General features: G+C 35.1%; 15 protein-coding genes, 1 tRNA gene and 1 pseudogene. 9 read left to right on the top strand and 8 right to left on the bottom strand.

Features of this window, described 5'->3' with window-relative positions; translation table 11 throughout:
* The first annotated feature begins 21 nt into the window (after positions 1 to 21).
* Both NHG98_RS03640 and NHG98_RS03645 read left to right on the top strand, forming a co-directional pair.
* Positions 22 to 918 carry a class I fructose-bisphosphate aldolase gene (locus tag NHG98_RS03640; protein ID WP_096617153.1) on the top strand — a complete coding sequence of 299 codons (897 nt, stop codon included), beginning with the start codon at positions 22 to 24 and terminating at the stop codon, positions 916 to 918.
* Between the two features lie 5 nt (positions 919 to 923).
* Positions 924 to 995 (top strand) — tRNA-Cys (locus NHG98_RS03645).
* Between the two features lie 348 nt (positions 996 to 1,343).
* Here NHG98_RS03645 and NHG98_RS06540 read toward each other — a convergent pair.
* Positions 1,344 to 2,241, bottom strand: a pseudogene (locus NHG98_RS06540) (IS110 family transposase).
* 459 nt (positions 2,242 to 2,700) lie between these two features.
* Here NHG98_RS06540 and radA point away from each other — a divergent pair.
* Positions 2,701 to 4,044: a DNA repair protein RadA gene (radA, locus tag NHG98_RS03655; RefSeq protein WP_096617527.1), complete on the top strand. Its 1,344-nt coding sequence runs from the start codon at positions 2,701 to 2,703 to the stop codon at positions 4,042 to 4,044.
* Positions 4,045 to 4,152: 108 nt separating this feature from the next.
* Here the strand turns inward: radA and NHG98_RS03660 are convergent, their stop codons facing one another.
* The 3 genes from NHG98_RS03660 to ftsY form a co-directional block, all read right to left on the bottom strand.
* On the bottom strand, positions 4,153 to 4,281 hold the full coding sequence (locus NHG98_RS03660) for a hypothetical protein (protein WP_259245287.1): 129 nt from the start codon (positions 4,279 to 4,281) through the stop codon (positions 4,153 to 4,155).
* A 244-nt stretch (positions 4,282 to 4,525) separates the two neighbouring features.
* On the bottom strand, positions 4,526 to 4,834 hold the full coding sequence (locus NHG98_RS03665) for a hypothetical protein (RefSeq protein ID WP_096617529.1): 309 nt from the start codon (positions 4,832 to 4,834) through the stop codon (positions 4,526 to 4,528).
* 571 nt (positions 4,835 to 5,405) lie between these two features.
* A complete protein-coding gene (gene ftsY / locus NHG98_RS03670; protein WP_096617531.1) occupies positions 5,406 to 6,317 on the bottom strand; it encodes a signal recognition particle-docking protein FtsY in 912 nt (303 codons plus the stop codon).
* Between the two features lie 192 nt (positions 6,318 to 6,509).
* Here ftsY and iscU point away from each other — a divergent pair, with 192 nt between their 5' ends.
* Genes iscU through hscA form a run of 4 tightly spaced genes read left to right on the top strand, consistent with a single transcriptional unit; the run spans position 6,510 to position 9,503 of the window.
* Entirely contained in the window at positions 6,510 to 6,902 is a 393-nt protein-coding gene (iscU, locus tag NHG98_RS03675; protein WP_096617533.1) for a Fe-S cluster assembly scaffold IscU, read from the top strand.
* Between the two features lie 10 nt (positions 6,903 to 6,912).
* Positions 6,913 to 7,326, top strand: coding sequence for a HesB/IscA family protein (locus NHG98_RS03680; RefSeq protein ID WP_096617535.1), 414 nt, complete (start codon positions 6,913 to 6,915; stop codon positions 7,324 to 7,326).
* Positions 7,319 to 7,777 (top strand): iron-sulfur cluster co-chaperone HscB C-terminal domain-containing protein, encoded by a 459-nt coding sequence (locus tag NHG98_RS03685; protein ID WP_096617537.1) that lies wholly within the window; start codon positions 7,319 to 7,321, stop codon positions 7,775 to 7,777. Before NHG98_RS03680 ends, NHG98_RS03685 begins: the two co-directional genes overlap by 8 nt.
* Positions 7,755 to 9,503, top strand: coding sequence for a Fe-S protein assembly chaperone HscA (gene hscA / locus NHG98_RS03690; RefSeq protein WP_096617539.1), 1,749 nt, complete (start codon positions 7,755 to 7,757; stop codon positions 9,501 to 9,503). The genes NHG98_RS03685 and hscA overlap by 23 nt, the downstream gene beginning before the upstream one ends.
* 7 nt (positions 9,504 to 9,510) lie before the next feature.
* On the opposite strand, the gene lepB is transcribed toward hscA, so the two are convergent.
* A complete protein-coding gene (gene lepB, locus NHG98_RS03695) occupies positions 9,511 to 10,257 on the bottom strand; it encodes a signal peptidase I (RefSeq protein WP_096617549.1) in 747 nt (248 codons plus the stop codon).
* 305 nt (positions 10,258 to 10,562) lie between these two features.
* On the opposite strand from lepB, the gene NHG98_RS03700 reads away from it, so the two are divergent.
* Together NHG98_RS03700 and NHG98_RS03705 are read left to right on the top strand one after the other, a co-directional pair.
* Positions 10,563 to 11,762 carry a phosphoglycerate kinase gene (locus NHG98_RS03700; protein WP_096617541.1) on the top strand — a complete coding sequence of 400 codons (1,200 nt, stop codon included), beginning with the start codon at positions 10,563 to 10,565 and terminating at the stop codon, positions 11,760 to 11,762.
* 49 nt (positions 11,763 to 11,811) lie between these two features.
* Positions 11,812 to 12,639, top strand: a complete 828-nt coding sequence (locus NHG98_RS03705; protein ID WP_096617543.1) for an EndoU domain-containing protein — start codon at positions 11,812 to 11,814, stop codon at positions 12,637 to 12,639.
* Positions 12,640 to 12,690: 51 nt separating this feature from the next.
* On the opposite strand, the gene NHG98_RS03710 is transcribed toward NHG98_RS03705, so the two are convergent.
* The 3 genes from NHG98_RS03710 to NHG98_RS03720 all read right to left on the bottom strand — a co-directional run bounded on the left by NHG98_RS03710 (position 12,691) and on the right by NHG98_RS03720 (position 17,301).
* Complete coding sequence (locus tag NHG98_RS03710; RefSeq protein WP_096617545.1) at positions 12,691 to 13,653, bottom strand: RluA family pseudouridine synthase; 963 nt, start codon at positions 13,651 to 13,653, stop codon at positions 12,691 to 12,693.
* A complete protein-coding gene (locus NHG98_RS03715) occupies positions 13,647 to 15,407 on the bottom strand; it encodes a hypothetical protein (protein ID WP_259245288.1) in 1,761 nt (586 codons plus the stop codon). Before NHG98_RS03715 ends, NHG98_RS03710 begins: the two co-directional genes overlap by 7 nt.
* A 61-nt stretch (positions 15,408 to 15,468) precedes the next feature.
* A complete protein-coding gene (locus tag NHG98_RS03720; RefSeq protein ID WP_410543658.1) occupies positions 15,469 to 17,301 on the bottom strand; it encodes a ComEC/Rec2 family competence protein in 1,833 nt (610 codons plus the stop codon).
* Positions 17,302 to 17,303 lie beyond the last annotated feature (2 nt).

Raw genomic sequence — 17,303 nt, forward strand, 5'->3', positions numbered from 1 at the left:
AATTTAATTTGAATTATAGTGATAAGTGATAAAGTAAAACAAGTCCTAAGCTACTGCGAAAGTGAAAACCCCGGGGTAAAAGCAAATCTTACTCGTATTCTCATGCATGGAAAGCTTGGCGGTACTGGCAAGTTAGTGATTCTGCCAGTAGATCAAGGATTTGAGCACGGGCCAATAAAAAGCTTTGAAGTTAACCCTGATGCTTATGACCCACATTATCATTTTCAGCTTGCAGTTGATTCGGGAGTAAGTGCATATGCTGCTCCACTTGGTATGATTGAAGCTGGTGCTTCAACTTATGCTGGAATGCTCCCACTTATTTTGAAACTTAATAGTTCCAACTCCTTACATTCAAAAAATCTGACTTCTGATCAAGCAATAACCTCTTCTGTGAAAGATGCACTGCGTTTGGGCTGCTTGGCTGTTGGATTTACTATATATCCTGGTTCTGCTAAGTGTTTTGATATGATGGAAGAAGCCCGTGAAATCGTAGCTGAAGCCAAATCTTATGGGCTTGCAGTAGTGCTATGGTCTTATCCACGCGGTGAAGGAATTTCCAAAGAAGGTGAAACAGCAGTTGATGTTATTGCCTATGCTGCGCACATAGCAGCTTTACTTGGCGCTAATATAATCAAAGTAAAACTTCCAACTAAATATTTGGAAAGGGAGAAAATAGAAACAGAAAATATTGAATCATTATCTAAAAGAATTGAATATATTAAAAGATCTTGTTTTGCAGGGAAAAGAATAGTAGTTTTTTCTGGTGGCGAATCGAAATCAGTGAATGACATATGCAATGAAGCAAAAGAAATTAAGCAGGGTGGTGGTAATGGTTCAATCATTGGACGTAACACTTTTCAACGCAAAAGGGAGGAAGCTTTATCTATGCTAAAAGATATAATGGATATCTACACATAAAAAATGGCTGGGTGGCAGAATGGCTTATGCGGAGGACTGCAAATCCTTTTATACCGGTTCAATTCCGGTCCCGGCCTCTTTCATTTTCTATATCTTGTAAAAGTTGCTCAATTCAACAGTAGCTTTAAGTGTGTAACCTATAGAGAAAGCTTATCCATTATTTATTCATAAGTAAAATCAATAGACTTCTTGCATAACCCAAACTAAGTAAAAAAAAGGTGTCATCCGAGTAGCTGACACTGGGATCCAGGTTTTTTAGAGCTATCATAGGATGACAGAAGCACACTTTGTCATCCCAGCGCGTGACACAGGGATCTAATTTTTTATGCAAAATTACTATATTTGCAAATAGATACAATTTGAAATAATTTATACTATGAAGTTACGAAATGAGATCCCAGATACTGTCTCTGCTGTCAAACAAATTATCCAACAAAATTACAATTAAATGGTTGATTATTTTTAAGAATACCAAAAAAGACATGCATTAATTTTCGCATTAACGCAAAAACTATGACATTTGCCTTTACTTGCTAGACGCTGACAAAACTTTTGAAAATGATTATTATGGTTTTTGACTACGGCATATAAAGAGCTTTTCGAATACGCTCAGATCCTATTTTGCATATGCAACTTCTCTGACGATCCCGATTGATAATGTCCTGGCAGCAAAAGCTGTAAATTGTTTAGCATTGTCAAAGTTATCAACTGATGGCATTTCTGCGACAACAGCAGTAAGATATCCTATACCTTTTATAGTCTTAAGGTTTTCCACCATATTTTTTAGATGTGGATAGTTATTTATATGCTCATTAATTTCTTTTTCGAGAACAATAATTTGCTCCTCTATTGCGAAAATTACTTTAGATATAGCTTCTTTGCAACTGGAATGCATATTTTTGTTTTCCAAGCGATTTGTCTGTTGCACCTTATCATCTTTTAGCGATAACGGTAAAGCTCCCTAAAATGCCTCATTTCAGGTGCAATGGGCTTCCAAAGAGCAGGTTTGTTGGCGATACAAAATCTATAGCTGCATCTGATTTATCTGTCTTATTTCTGAGCAGCTCACTTTTGCCAAAAGCTTTCTGGGTTTAGTATACTGACATTATGTCCTAAATCGTGCATAAAAGTAGCCAAATCTTCTCCATACCAACTCAAGACATAAATGAGTAAGATTTGCTCCATGGCCATTGCACCAAACTACAAGTTTTGCAAAACCATCTTGATTATTTTGAAAGACTTTGTGTCGTTTTTTACTGTCCACTAACAAACATCAAATTTCTTTTTTGAAATATCCACACCCAAAATAGCATTTACTTGCATAAAATTGCCTCCAAGACTATAAATAAACTGAGAGTTTAGACTAACCTTGTAATACGGGATATAATTCCAAAAGATACTGTTCAGTCTTTAACTCTATGGGAGGGAAGCAAAATCTGGCTTAATGGCATTAGTGTCGCATCAGCTTCACCCTCCCTGTGAGGTATTTTAGCTCTAATGCCTCACATCATAAAGATACAAGTTCACGCACTGGCATGACAAAGTGTGCTTCTGTCATCCTATGATAGCTCTAAAAAACCTGGATTCCAGTGTCTGGGCACTGGGATGACATCATAGAGGCGCTGGGATGACACCCCACTGGTGGCCCAAGCTACAACGTTCGTACAGTTGTGGAATTAATCGCAGTATGACGTAGGGAAACCTTTCTTCGGTTAGCTATAGATTCACCTCGCCTATTCAGCTAATTTTTATTACAATTATAACAAAATAATTTTGGCTCTGATGAAAACTGTATATGTATGTCAATCCTGTGGTCATAGCACTGGTAGGTGGGTAGGGAAGTGTATTGCGTGTGACAATTGGGATACAGTTGTTGAAGAAATAGCAGTAAAAACGGGCAAAAAGAGCATATCTGCGCCAATTTTAATAAAGACGTTATCGGGTGGCGAAATTATCACTCCAAGTCGTTTTCTAACAGGAATAGAAGAATTAGATAGAGTTTTTGGTGGGGGTATCGTTCAAGGTGCTAGCATTTTAATTGGAGGCGAACCTGGTATTGGAAAGTCTACCCTTTTGCTTAGAATTGCAGCTAATGTTGTGCAACTTTCCTCTTTTGAATGTCTTTATGTATCTGGCGAGGAATCTTTAGAGCAAGTGAGTCTCAGAGCAAAGCGTCTTGAGATAAATGAACCTAAAATTAAGCTCTTATCTACAGTGTCTTTAACTGATGTAGTAGCAACGATAAAGGAAAACAAAAGTATTAAATTTTTAGTAATTGACTCTATACAAACAATGTATGATAGCAGAATTACATCAGCACCAGGGACTGTAACTCAGGTTCGTACTTGCGCTCATGAATTAACCATTCTTGCGAAACAATATGGTATTTCTCTTTTAATAGTTGGTCATATAACTAAGGATGGACAAATAGCTGGACCTAAAACTTTGGAGCATATGGTGGATACGGTATTATATTTTGAAGGTGAAAATAGCAATCAATATCGCATTTTGCGTACTATTAAAAATAGATTTGGCCCTGCAAATGAAATTGGTGTTTTTGAGATGTCTGAAGCAGGACTAGTGCCTATTGATAACCCATCATCATTGTTTTTGATGGCCCATGACAGAGAAGTAGTTGGTAGCGCCGTATTTGCAGGAATTGAAGGTTCAAGACCAATTTTAATGGAAGTGCAAGCATTAATAGCAGGGACTAATATGGCAACCCCAAGAAGGGCAGTAGTTGGGTGGGATATTAATCGATTAGCTATGATCATTGCGGTGCTAAATGCTCGTTGTAAAATGTTTTTGCATGATAAAGAGGTATACCTAAACATTGCCGAGGGACTCAAAATACAGGAACCATCGGCTGATCTTGCTGTTGCTGCTTCCCTTATTTCAAGTGTAGTAAATTTACCGCTGCCAACTTCTTCAATAATCTGCGGTGAAGTTGCACTTTCAGGAGAAATTAGGAATGTCTCGCATGCTGATCTCAGGCTAAGGGAAGCACAAAAGTTAGGGTTTAAAAAGGCGATTATGCCTAAAAAAGGAAATTATTCTCCTCATGATATTGAAATAATTAAGCTTGGTCATATAAAAGAGTTAAAAGGGATCTTCAATCACGATTAAATATTATCTGCATGAACATTTTGCTTGCAAGAAGCTCAACTGCAATCCAGTTTTCTACGCAACCTCGTCAAAGAAGTTTGCTCTAGAATAAAACAGCTACTTTTATGCTCACCAAATCAGTTTGCTTACGACAATCAAATTTCTGTATTCCAGTGTCAAGCACTGGAATGACACCGTTTTAGATGGAAACCAGTGCGTAATGCACAAAATGTGAGTAGCCTCTTTGGTGTCATTCAAGTAGCCTCTTTCTTGTCATCCAAGTAGCTGACACTGGGATCCAGGAGTTTTATAGCTGTTCTATATTTTTAAAAACGGGATGCCAGTGTCTGGGTACTGGCATGACATCTTCCAACAGACAATGTTCGTACAGCTGTGACTGGAATGAGACTATCTGCTATTTTCCTTGATTGAACGAATACGAAAACAAGTAGCTAATTATCGCATAAAAAAAGATATTCAATATCTTCTTTTTTTACTGTAATTAAAAATTCATTGGATCTTGATTGTGCATTTCCTCTGCTATAAGCAATAATTTTTCACTCTCATCAAAGAGACTTTTTGCACTATCTGCTAATCTCTCACTAATTTGTGAATGAGGTTTGGAAAGTTCAAGATTATAAAATTGTGATTCTTTAAAACATTGTTCTAGGCATTCTCGCAGTGATGAAGTATTTTCACATTTGCTGGAGCGTATACGAAGAATTCCTCCCATTGTAGTGTAATTTGAAAGATCATCCGACTTTTGTTGTGAATCTACTCCTTTTTTCATACTTAAAAGACTTCCAAACATAATATACTTCTTAATTCAAATATACTTATATTAGCGTACAAATATGAATATTATATTAATATAATTACTTTTTAGGTATGAGTGGCAAGCTGAAGTGGTTTTTAATTACTCAAAAAACAGAAACGTTTCTATTTTCCGTACTCTTTTTATAAAAACCGTAGGTACCAGTTGGTTTTTATTAGCTAAAGTAAAGGTCAAGTATCTGGAATTCTGAACATAAGATCCTCCTGTATAAAAAAAATTAGAAAGAATGCAGTGTACATACGACAGAGATTAAGTATACGCTGAAGAAGATACGCTACATTTTTTATTGAAAAATTAACTAAAAAGTCTGCAGACTAAAGATAGATTTTGAGCTCTTAAAATATCTATAATTGTAATTATAATTAGATTGAAAATATGCGGAAGTAATTTTTATACGTTAGCTATCTATAACGGAAAACCCATACTCACCTAACCCAATTAATCACTTGCAATCTGGATTTCAGCGTCATACGCTGAAATGACACCATCTAAAAAAGGCTTCTCATGATAATTAAGCTTGGTCATATGAAAAAGTTAAAAGAGATCTTCAATCACATTTAAACAGCGCTTCAGCAAACTCTTTACTAGTAAACTCCTTTAAGTCCTCTATACTTTCGCCAATTCCTATAGCATGTAACTTTACCTTATAAGCTTCTGCAAGGCCAATTACCACTCCGCCCTTAGCAGTGCCATCTAACTTTGTTATGATTAACCCTGTAACACTAACCATCTTACTAAATGCCTCTAATTGGCTATAAGCATTTTGGCCGGTAGTTGCGTCAAGAACTAAAATAACATCATGAGGGGCAGTGTCATCCAATTTCTTTATCGTTCTATATATTTTTGATAATTCCTCCATAAGGTTCACATTATTTTGCAGCCTTCCTGCTGTGTCAATTAGAACAACATCAACGTTATCTTTTATAGCTTGATTTACAGCTCTATATGCCACACTTGCAGAGTCGCTACCATACTCTCCAGTAACGATAGAACAACCAGAGCGTTCTGCCCAAATATTTAACTGCTCACTAGCAGCAGCTCTAAATGTGTCGCACGCAACAAGCATAACGGATTTTCCCATCTCCTTATATTTATATGCGAGCTTACCTATAGTTGTGGTTTTACCGTTACCGTTTACTCCACATACCATTATTATATGTGGTTTTTTATTTAAAATTAACGGTTGCACAACAGGGTTTAATATAGCTTCTATTTCGTTCATTAACTGCTGTGTGATAATGTTATGTTCAACTTCCTTGTCAAACTTGATGCTTGTGAGCCTGTCAATAATCAACTTGGAAGTTTTATGACCAATATCCATGCTAATTAGCAATTCTTCTAGCTCATCTAAAAGCGACTGATCTAATTTTTTTTTGCCAGAAAAAATACTCTTTACTCCATCGCTAAAGCGCGAAGAAGTTTTCAACAAGCCTTTATAAAGATTACCAAATAAACTCAAGGGAATACTCCTTTTTAGATCATAAACTTAATTACAATATAGAGAATGACACGCACTATATGTATTTGTAAAGTAAAATGCACTCACTTTGCGGGTATTTTGTGAGTAAAATATACCGTTTGCTAGTATATTTTACTTTAGTTTTTAACCTAAATATGTTATAATATAAGGCAGTGGTTTATAGGTAATTTTATGAGTTATAATGAGAAAATTTTAGATCATTACGAAAATCCAAGGAATGTTGGCTCTCTGGATAAAAATGATCCAAATGTTGGTACTGGTTTAGTTGGTGCACCATCGTGCGGTGATGTAATGAAATTGCAGATAAAGGTCAATGACAAAGGTGTTATTGAAGATGCAAAATTTAAAACTTTTGGTTGCGGTTCTGCCATTGCTTCAAGTTCTTTGTTAACAGAGATGATTAAAGGAAAAGCTATTGAAGATGTAACACAGATAAAGAATACTCAAATAGTGGAAGAGTTGTCTTTACCTCCAGTGAAGATACACTGCTCGGTGCTTGCTGAAGATGCTATAAAGGCTGCTATTCATGATTATCAAAGCAAACAAAGTAAAGGTGGACATTGAGAACTAAGGCATGAGTGAATATCAAGAAGTAGGCGGAGGTGAAACTGTAAAAAAGAATAAAAAACTTATCACTATAACTGCAAATGCAGTGGAGAGGATAAGGTATTTATTGGACCAAAAGAAGCATACTAACCTTGAGAAACCGGAAGAAGCGATAGGAATAAGAGTGCTAATTAAACAAAAAGGATGTTCTGGTTTAAAATATGATATTGAATATGCGTATGATACTCGTCCTTTAGAGTCGATAATTGAGGAAAACTGCAGTGATGACCAAAAAGTTAAAGTGTTGATCGATCCGAAATCCGTCATGTTTATTCTTGGCTCTGAAATGGATTATGTAGAAGAAAAATTTTCATCGGGTTTTGTTTTCAAAAATCCCAATGAAAAAGGAAAGTGTGGTTGTGGAGAGAGTTTTCATGTCTAGCAGCTATTTTACATTGTTTGAAATTGAACCAACTTTCAATATCAGCTTTGATGAGTTAGAGAAAAAATATATTGAGCTAAGCAGGACTGATATAAACGAAGGACAATCTAAAAATATAATTAATATTAACAAAGCTTATCAAGTGCTAAAGTCACCACTAGAACGTGCCAAGCATTTGTTGAATCTTTTTGGTGTGGAAAGCCCAAAGGATCATCCAAATTCTGAAATATTAAATGAATCAATGGAAATAAGAGAATATTTGCTGGACTGCGATGATCTACAATTTGCAAGTAGGATGGTTGATGAAAAAATAAAAGATTGCGTTAAAAACCTAGTTAACACTTTTGCTGTAAAGAATTTTGATGGAGCTGCTACACAAGTCTTAAGATTGAAATATTTATATAAGTCATTTGAGGAGGTGAAGAAAAATGCAACCAATTCAAATTTCTGAACCAAATTCAAGTGAAGTAGTTTTTGGTATAGATCTTGGTACCACCAATTCTTTAATTGCCATGGTAAATAAAGCTGGCAACGTGGAGATATTTAAAGATGAGCAGGGAAGAGAGCTACTGCCTTCTGCTATTTCATATGAGAATAACACGTTGAAAACTGGCTGTGACGTCGGTCAAAATGCAATCTACTCAATAAAGCGTTTAATGGGCAAAAGTGTTAAAGACTTGCATAAAGAAGGCGTTAATTTTGAAATAGATAACGAAAGTGAAAAAGTTATTAGAGTAAAATGCTCAGAGGAGAAGTATCTTACTCCTGTTGAGATTTCTGCTGAGATATTAAAAGCTTTATGCAAGAGGGTAAAAAAATCCACAGGGATAAAAGTGAAAAAAGCAGTAATTACTGTGCCAGCTTACTTTGACGATTCAGCACGTAACGCAACTAAATATGCAGCAAAATTAGCTGGCATAGAAGTTCTTCGCCTCGTTAACGAGCCAACCGCTGCAGCGCTTTCTTATTCCATTGAAAAGAACAATAACAGTGGAATATATGCAGTTTATGACCTTGGTGGAGGAACATTTGATATTTCAATATTGAAATTACATCAAGGAGTGTTTCAAGTCCTTGCGGTTGGTGGTGATACCAAACTCGGCGGTGATGATTTTGATCACCTACTAAGTTCGATTGTACTTGATAAGTACAGAGAAAAAGTGGGTTTAAACAAGGAGTCGACAACACACCTTAATGTCATTCCAATACATAACGCTGGAACCTGCAATATCCGTACCGCGAAAGAATACTTAAGTGAAAATGCATCAGGCACTTTTGGCTTTAACATTAACGGCAAGCCGTTTGAATGTGAAATCACCAGAGAAGAATTTGAACAGGCAATAAGTCCTTTAGTTAACAGGACTATCAATATAGTCACTCGTACTGTAAACGATATAGATCTTAAAATTGATGATATAAAAGGAGTAATTTTAGTTGGTGGTGCAACTAGAACACCATTGGTTCAAAATTCACTAGTCAAGCTCTTTGGAAATAAAGTACTAAGTGATGCAGATCCAGATAAAGCAGTGGTCATTGGAGCAGCTTTGCAGGCTCATTCTGTTCTTCTTGATGTTCTACCCTTATCACTTGGTATAGAAACTATGGGAGGCATAGTTGAAAAAATCATACCAAGAAATGCGCCACTACCAGTTTCAGAGATAAAAGAGTTTACAACTTATGTTGATGGGCAACCAGCAATGAAAATTCACGTTTGTCAGGGAGAACGTGAAATGATAGAGGATAACAAATCTCTAGCGCAGTTTGAACTAAAAGGTATACCGCCACTGCCTGCAGGTTCTGCAAGAATTGAAATAGAATTTACAGTTAATGTTGACGGAATCTTGACTGTTACTGCAAGAGAAAAAGCTACTGGAATTGAGCAGACAGTTGAAGTAAATTCAAATTTTGGCTTGAGTGAAGCTGATGTTCAAAATATGGTTAACCAGTCAATAAACAGCTTTGATGAAGATATGAAGGCTCGTTCCCTTGCAGAGGCTAAAATTAACGGTAACAAGCTCATACATCTAGTTGAAAATGTTTCCACTGATCAAAAGTTGAAAAACCTATTACAAAACGCAAAAAACGCTTTACAAGGCAATGACTTAGACAACATTAATAATGCTATCGCTGAGTTAGAAAGTTCTTCTTTAGAGTTGTGTGAATTAACAAATAGGTAGAAAAAGCTTACACAACCTTGTGCAATACTCTATTTAATCTCAGAGCAATAGGTAGTCTGAAATTAAATGGTAACCAATCGACCTTTCCTAATTTAAATGATAAACCAACTATGCTTACACGCCCAATGATATTTTCCATTGGTACAAAACCAACTTCAGGAAACCTGCTATCCAAAGAATTATTTCTATTGTCTCCCATAACAAAAAATTGATCGTTAGGCACATAATAAACTGGAGTATTATATGATAGCTTATTGGAGACGTTATCTATCAAAATCTCATGTTCCTTGCCACTTAAAAGCGTTTCTATATATCTTGGTATGTTACGATTTGACTCATAATCAACAAAACTTTCAATTTGCCTTCGTTCTACTTTCTGATCATTTAGGTATAATTCTCCCTCTATCATTTGCACTTTGTCGCCTGGTGTTCCTATTACTCGCTTAACAAACCTGATGCTGTCATTTCTCGTGGGTTTGAAAACTATTATGTCGCCACGCTTTGGAGAGGTATAAAAAATCCTGCCGCTAAAAACGTTTGGAGAAAATGGAAATGAGTGTTTACTGTAACCGTATGAATATTTACTAGCAAAAATGTAGTCCCCTTCAAGTAGGGTGCTTTTCATTGAACCAGAAGGTATATGAAATGGCTCGAATAAAAAACTACGTATTGATAGCGCAATCAACAGTAAAAAAAACAATGAAGATAAAAATCTTCCCGTTCTTATCACCCAGTTTTTGCTTAGTTCTTCCAACTTTTCCAACTTTGTTTTTCTTATAGATTAAGCTTATTATAATACATAAATTAAAAAATAGTAATATGAAATTTTACTTGTGAATGTTATTCCTCTATTCAAAACAATTTTGAAAAGGCGGTTCATTTCTTTCAACGGTGTCATCCAAGTAGCGTGACACATAACTGTACGAACATTGCAATTTGCAGGTGGCAGATGAAAGTAGCTGACACCACCTGGATGCAAATTTCCTTAAACGTTCGTAAACTTAAAACTTTACTTTAGGTCAAACTGCTGTATAGTGGCTTTATAGCTTTAGTTTTACAATGAATATACCTAGTATAGAAAATTGTGATCTTCACAATAAAACCGTCTTACTCAGAGTTGACTTCAATGTTCCTATAAAAGATGGAGAAATTCGTGACGTCACTCGTATTTTGAGAGCATTGCCTACTATTGAGTATTTAGTGGATGCAAGTGCAAAGATTATTATTATATCGCATTTCGGACGTCCAAAGGCCAGAGACAATAATCTGTCGCTAAAAAATGTAATTGACACTTTATCGCAGTTACTAAATAAAAAAGTGAAATTCATTGATGATTGCGTTGGTGAAAAAGTGCAAAAAGCAGTGAGTGCTATGGATGCAAGAGATATAATATTACTAGAGAATCTAAGATTTTATAAAGAGGAAGAGCAAAGTAACTCAAATTTTGCCAAACAACTAGCATCTCTAGCGGATATATATGTAAATGATGCATTTTCTTGCTCTCACAGAGCTCACGCTTCTATTTCGCGCATTACAGAATTTTTACCTTCCTATGCAGGATTTTGCTTGCAAGATGAGCTAAAGTATCTTGAAAAAGCTATATCGTTTAAAGCTAAACCTATTACTGCGATAGTTGGGGGAGCCAAAATGTCAACTAAGATAAAAATGCTTATAAAGCTAACAGAAAAGGTTGATTACCTAGTTCTCGGAGGTGCAATTGCTAATAATTTTTTGTCATTTAGCAAAGTAAATATAGGGAAATCTTTCTTTCAAAATGGTGTTGACGACCTTCTACATAATATTATTGAAACAGCAAATAAAAACAATTGCAAAATAGTTGTGCCAGAAGACGTTCTGGTTGCAGTAAACTCTGATTACAGCACTAGTATTTCAAGAAGAACTGAGTCCATTTTGGACGGTGATATAATTTCGGATATCGGACCACAAACTTTGAGTACAATAAGCAGTATAATAGCAAGCAGTAAGACTCTGCTGTGGAATGGACCTATTGGTGTTTTTGAACATTCAGCTTTTGCAAGTGGTACAATAGGGGTAATGAAAGTCGTAAGTGACTTAACGCACAAAGGAAAATTAACTAGTGTAGTAGGGGGAGGCGATATTCTATCTGCAATAAGTGCTGCAGGCCTTACCGATAAGGATTTTACATATGTTTCCACTGGTGGAGGGGCATTTTTAGATTGGTTAAGCGGCGATGAAATGCCGGGAGTTGCTGCTCTACAAAATGCACCCAACAATTAAAACTTTTTTAAATTGTTTCTTATAAGATAGCTTTTTTGTGAACATGATTATGTCGAAGACAGTTAAACTAATTTTGTGTTTAATAATACCAATAATAGGATTTGTTTTTTATATTAAGGATCATTATTTTCACATCGGCTATGTGGAAGAAAATGTTAAAGTCAATTTTGAACCATTTTTCAGTTCACAACCAGGTTATATACCACCGTTTCCAGAATTAACTGACTTCGATAGAGGAGTGTTGAAAGTTTGTGGAGATTGGGGAGCACATCCAGATAAAGAAGATTTCAAAATTTTACTTGATTGTCCGCAGCATCAAGAAGTAGTGAAAGGAATATATGATAAGCTTGATCGTCAAATTGTCACACCAGATGCGGATTTGGAGTTATTTAAAGATGAACTGACTAACATTTGGTTTACAAATAGTGGAAGTGAAAAAGAAACTATAGGGTTTGGACATATTTTTTGTGGTGAGCCAAACAATAAATTAGGTGGTATGCATTTTGTAGGTAGATACGTTGAAGCTCAAGAAGATAAATGGGCAGGTGCAATTTGGAATGACAAGTCCCTATGCAATAAATCAGATATTAAGCCACCAGTTTATACATTTGGAATGAAATATTTGGGTAAGGATGGGGAAGTGAAAGTTAAATGCCCAAATGGATACGCATATAACCTTCATGCCGATGATATTTTAATTTCTGCAACTAAGGCGTTCAAGGAATTAGGAAAAGATGGAATGTGCCTATATAAAATGGAAGATGACAATTATCAATCAGTGTTTGTAAGAAAGAATGATGCTATACTTACGTTCTATCCTGACTTAACACCAAAATGCGATAATAAGAGTACTTATTGTAGCTGCAGTAAATCTTAATTTATTTCAGCCAAAGATATATACCAGCAATGATGCCATTGATTTTATACTTCAAAAATCAGGTAAACCTTTCTTAGGTATATTTTCAAACTCACCAATTAAAGTTTTTATATCTTGCGGTAAATCAGAGACAAATTCCATGTATTTATTACTTTTTGGGTGGTATAAGCCAAGTGTATAAGCATGCAGTGCTTGCCTATTGAAATTACGAATAAAACTAGAGTTTTTAGCATATTTTGTGCTTTTACTACTATTTTTTCCGTAAACTTGATCACCAACTATAGAATGTCCTATGTGGCTCATGTGGACTCGAATTTGGTGCGTTCTACCTGTTTCTAAAGTGCATTTAACCAAGCTTGCTTGTCCTATAACTTTCTCTACTGAGTAATGAGTGATTGCTAATTTTCCGGTTGTTTTTGTAACACACATCATTTCTTTATTACCACGCTTTGGAGCAATGTTAGTTTCTATAGTTCCCTGCTGGGAAGATAATGTTCCCCAAACTACTGCTAAGTATTCCCGCTTTACTTTACGATTTGATAACAATTCAGACAAAAAACTATGGGCTTCCTCATTTTTTGCAATTACCATCAGCCCACTAGTATCTTTATCGAGTCTATGAACAATTCCTGGTCTTACATCAAGGTGAGCGATAACTGCGTTCAAGAGCGTATCATTGTTTGTCCCAGCACCAGGGTGCACTGTTAATCCACTCTGTTTACTCAGAACTATAATGGCCTCATCTTCGTATATGATATCAAGTTTTATATCGTGATTAGGTTCAATTGATGTGGATTCATTTTCACAAGTAAGATGTACCATATACTTCTTGCCTGCTTTTACTATGTGATTGTTGTCGGTTATAGGAATGCCAAGCAGTGTTACCTGCTCATTTTGTATCAATCTTTGCGCTTTGCTGCGTGATATGTTGCATTTTTCAGCTATATAGGTGTCTAACCTTAATTTTTTCTCATCACTATTGATATTTAAGGTTATATCTATAACAACTACCATGCGCAAGCTACTTTAAATGCTGCTTGAATATTTTGATTTACGAAATCAACTTTTGTACTAGGAAGATCACCTTGTTTTTTAATATGGCAAGTTGTTTGAGAGCCATCTTTCCAGTGAATTATTATCTTGTTATCAAAATTACGTAATGTTGCTTCACCAATCTTTTCTCCTTTATCACCTTTTTCTTCTAGCTTAATAGATTCTAATAAATAATATAGAAAGTCACTTGCTTTGCCGTTGATTTTTTCTTTCCATTCATCTGTTCTTTTTCGTTCAAATAAATCTTTTTTCTGCTGCCTTATTCTGTCTTGTTTTTCTAAGACTGCCAGTTCTTGTAGCTCCTTCTCTTCATCTACTAATTGACCAGTATTATCTTCATTATCAGGCTCATTTGGTTGGTTGTGTTCTTCTAATAACTGTGCTTGTATCTCTTTATCTGCAGATTCATTAGTACTAGTTTGCATATCTTTATTTGCAGATCGATCAATATTAGATTGACTACTGCTCCCTTGCCCATTTTGTTGAGGGTCTGGGTTATTATGTGCATTAGGCAGTCTTTCATTGTGGAAAGTAGCTCCCGCTAGTCCCGTATATTGTCCTAGCTTTAACCTAGCTACTCTATCATCAATAGTCTCTACTGCATTCTTAATAGCATTTATTGTGTCCATTACCTTCTTTACATCCACTTCACTCAGTTTACCTTTTACGTCTCCGCTAACTTCTTTACACAGAACATCCACACTTTTACTAATATCTTTCAGGCAGTCAGTTATTTCTTTACTAGCAGTTGTTTTCACCTCATCCACATTTTTCTTTATATCTTTTTCTAATTTATCAAGTAAAGCTTTGAGATTCTTCCCTATACTGCCAAGCGTTTCTTTAATGTCAATATTTGCAGGCTTTAAAAGACTATTATCAAGTAAATCGCAAGCTTTTTTAAGGTTACTGCCAAATAAGTCGCAAAATGGACTAAGCAGTTCTTTCATTAGAGATATTAGTTCATTTTCCTTTTTACCAAGCTTATTTTCTATTACTAATACAACCATGCCCTTTCCAGACCAGTATGGAAGTAGAAGACCTAAAGTACTGTGGTTTCTAATAGTATGATTTTCATGATCTACGCTGTTACTTATTAGATTGCTAAGTGTTGATATGATGCATACAAGAACAACGACTAATAAAGATATTAATGTTATTGGAGCATTAATGGATTGTGATATTGCTGAAATTACTATAATAGCACCAAATACATATGATCCAGTAAACAAGAAAATCCTATTTCTATTTTCTGCTTTTATATCTTCTAGTATTTCTCTCTGCGTCTTAGAAATTGGTAAAACTATTGAAAGCTTTTTCCTCTTACGATCTAAATTTGTTACAATTTCAATTTTTTCGGCTTCTTGAACAATCTGGCTGTACTGTTCATCAACTTGATAGTTTCCTACTTTTTTGTCTATCTCATTCTCTTTTATTTTTTGTGTATTTATAAAGTTTATAACAGCAGTAAATAAGAGAGTTGCAAGAGGAATAAAGGCAAGAGGTGCTGGCGTGAACGCAAATCCAGCAATACTTACTATAACAGGCTGAATAGAAAAGGTAGTAAATGCTATAGGAGCAGCAATGGTACTTGCTATCGATATAGTACCATAATACTTTCTTATAGAGCTCAAAATTCTACTGGGCTGGTCAGAAAGTTTTCTAAATCCTAAAAAATCAAAATAGTCTTTGAAAGGATCTTTAGTGTCTGTAACCATAACATTTTTCTAGTTTTAATTTATTTAGGTATACATTAACCAAACCTTACAATCAAGTTTCTTAATTTTTCAACATGTGCCAAGGCCTATTAGAGCGCACTTTATTAATCTTTATTTCATGATTTGTTAACCAAATAGAATGTGTGCCATACGTTTCTAAATCGGCATATTTGATAGTTTTAGTATTACAAACTGAATAGTTGAATTCACTTAATTGAATTATTAAATCAACTTTATCACAATTTTCTGAAATATCTTCTTTTTTATAAGCAAGCAGTACTGATTTATTATTTCCTTTATTATATATACAGCCATACTTTAGTCTTTTATCTGAATTGCTATATTTTGTATGATTCAAAATTTGGTTCTGCCCATTTTGTTTCGCCCATGTTTTGACAACAAAGTTCCTATTTTTTCTGGTGAGAGAATATAGTAAGTTATTACTCTCCTTTGCAGCAACATTATCAGCATTTATTAGGATGTCGGGGGTTTTATATGCGGTGCTAAAGCAAATACCTAGTACAATAAAGAAAATTCCGAAGAAACGCCAATTTCTTTCCCACAAGCACAGCCACAATAAACCAAGTGTTATGATAATAATTGATGAGGTAGGAAAAGTACGAATGGGAATAACCAAATACTGAAGACTAGCGATTGCATTTGTTATATACAAAATACTGTCAATTGGGCGCTCTATAAATGGTGCTATAATCCATTCAATACCTAAAGGAATCAATAAGACATAAATTATTCCAAGTGGAATAATAATTAATGTAACTATTGGTATAGCAACTAAATTTGTGATAATGCCACTAATTGAAAAATAATTAAAATTGTATATCGTGTACGGAACAGTTGCTAAACTTGCTATTACTGAGCTGATCATTATCGACACAAAATATTTCATTATTTTTATTTTGAACAATTTATTAGCATTAATTTGATAACTGGCAACCAGTGCCAAAACCGCAGAAAATGACATCTGAAAGCCTGGCTTTAAAATTGCTTCTGGTTCTACTGAGAGTATCACTGCAGCAGCAAACGCAATTGCTATTAACCCTCGATATTTTCTCTCTATCATTATTGCAACGAGTACTAAAATCACCATGATGTAGGCACGCTGAGCAGAAATTTGCATACCGGTAATCAACAAATAAAACGTGGTTGGCAAGATAGTAAGGAATGCAGATATTTTCTTGGTATTATACTTAAGAGTCAAAGTTTCAGATATTGCGAATAAATTACGAAACACTATAAAAAACAGACCAGCAACGAATGATAAATGCAAACCAGATATGGCAAACAAATGTGCTATACCTGAATCTCTTATCGCATCCATAGTTTTTTGGTCTATTCCGTCCTTTTTGCCGATTAGTAATGCAGAAATTATGTCTGCATGTGGTTTTTTAATATTTTGCTGCAGGTTTTCATAAATGTATTGACGGAAAGATTCTATATATTCTTGAAATTTCCTTGCTTCAGCCTTTTTGTGCAAAGCTATTTTGCTTGTTGCAAAACCTGTTGCACTTATTTTCTGATAATATGCTATTCTTGCAAAATCATATGCATGCTCCGAGGGCGCAATCTTTAGAGGGAAGAGTTTTGCTGATAATTTTACTTGATCGCCTATTTTAATGCCTTTTTCCACTTTGGTTCTAACTGATATTCTGATGTTATCTAGAACTCTATACGGTGTCATTCCAGCGCGCAACGCTGGAATCAATATCTTTTTTTTCTGGATCCCAGCTGGGATGACAAAAGGGGGTGCTGGGATGACAGGAGAGGATTTTGAGATAGTAGAGACAGAAAGCAGAAATTGTTTGTATGAGCCCCTGTCATTAATGTCCTTCACTATGGCAACGATATTTTTTACATATCTCTCTTTATCAAGAATTT

It is taken from the genome of Wolbachia endosymbiont of Aedes albopictus (genome assembly GCF_024804185.1).
Classification (GTDB): Bacteria; Pseudomonadota; Alphaproteobacteria; order Rickettsiales; family Anaplasmataceae; genus Wolbachia; species Wolbachia pipientis_B.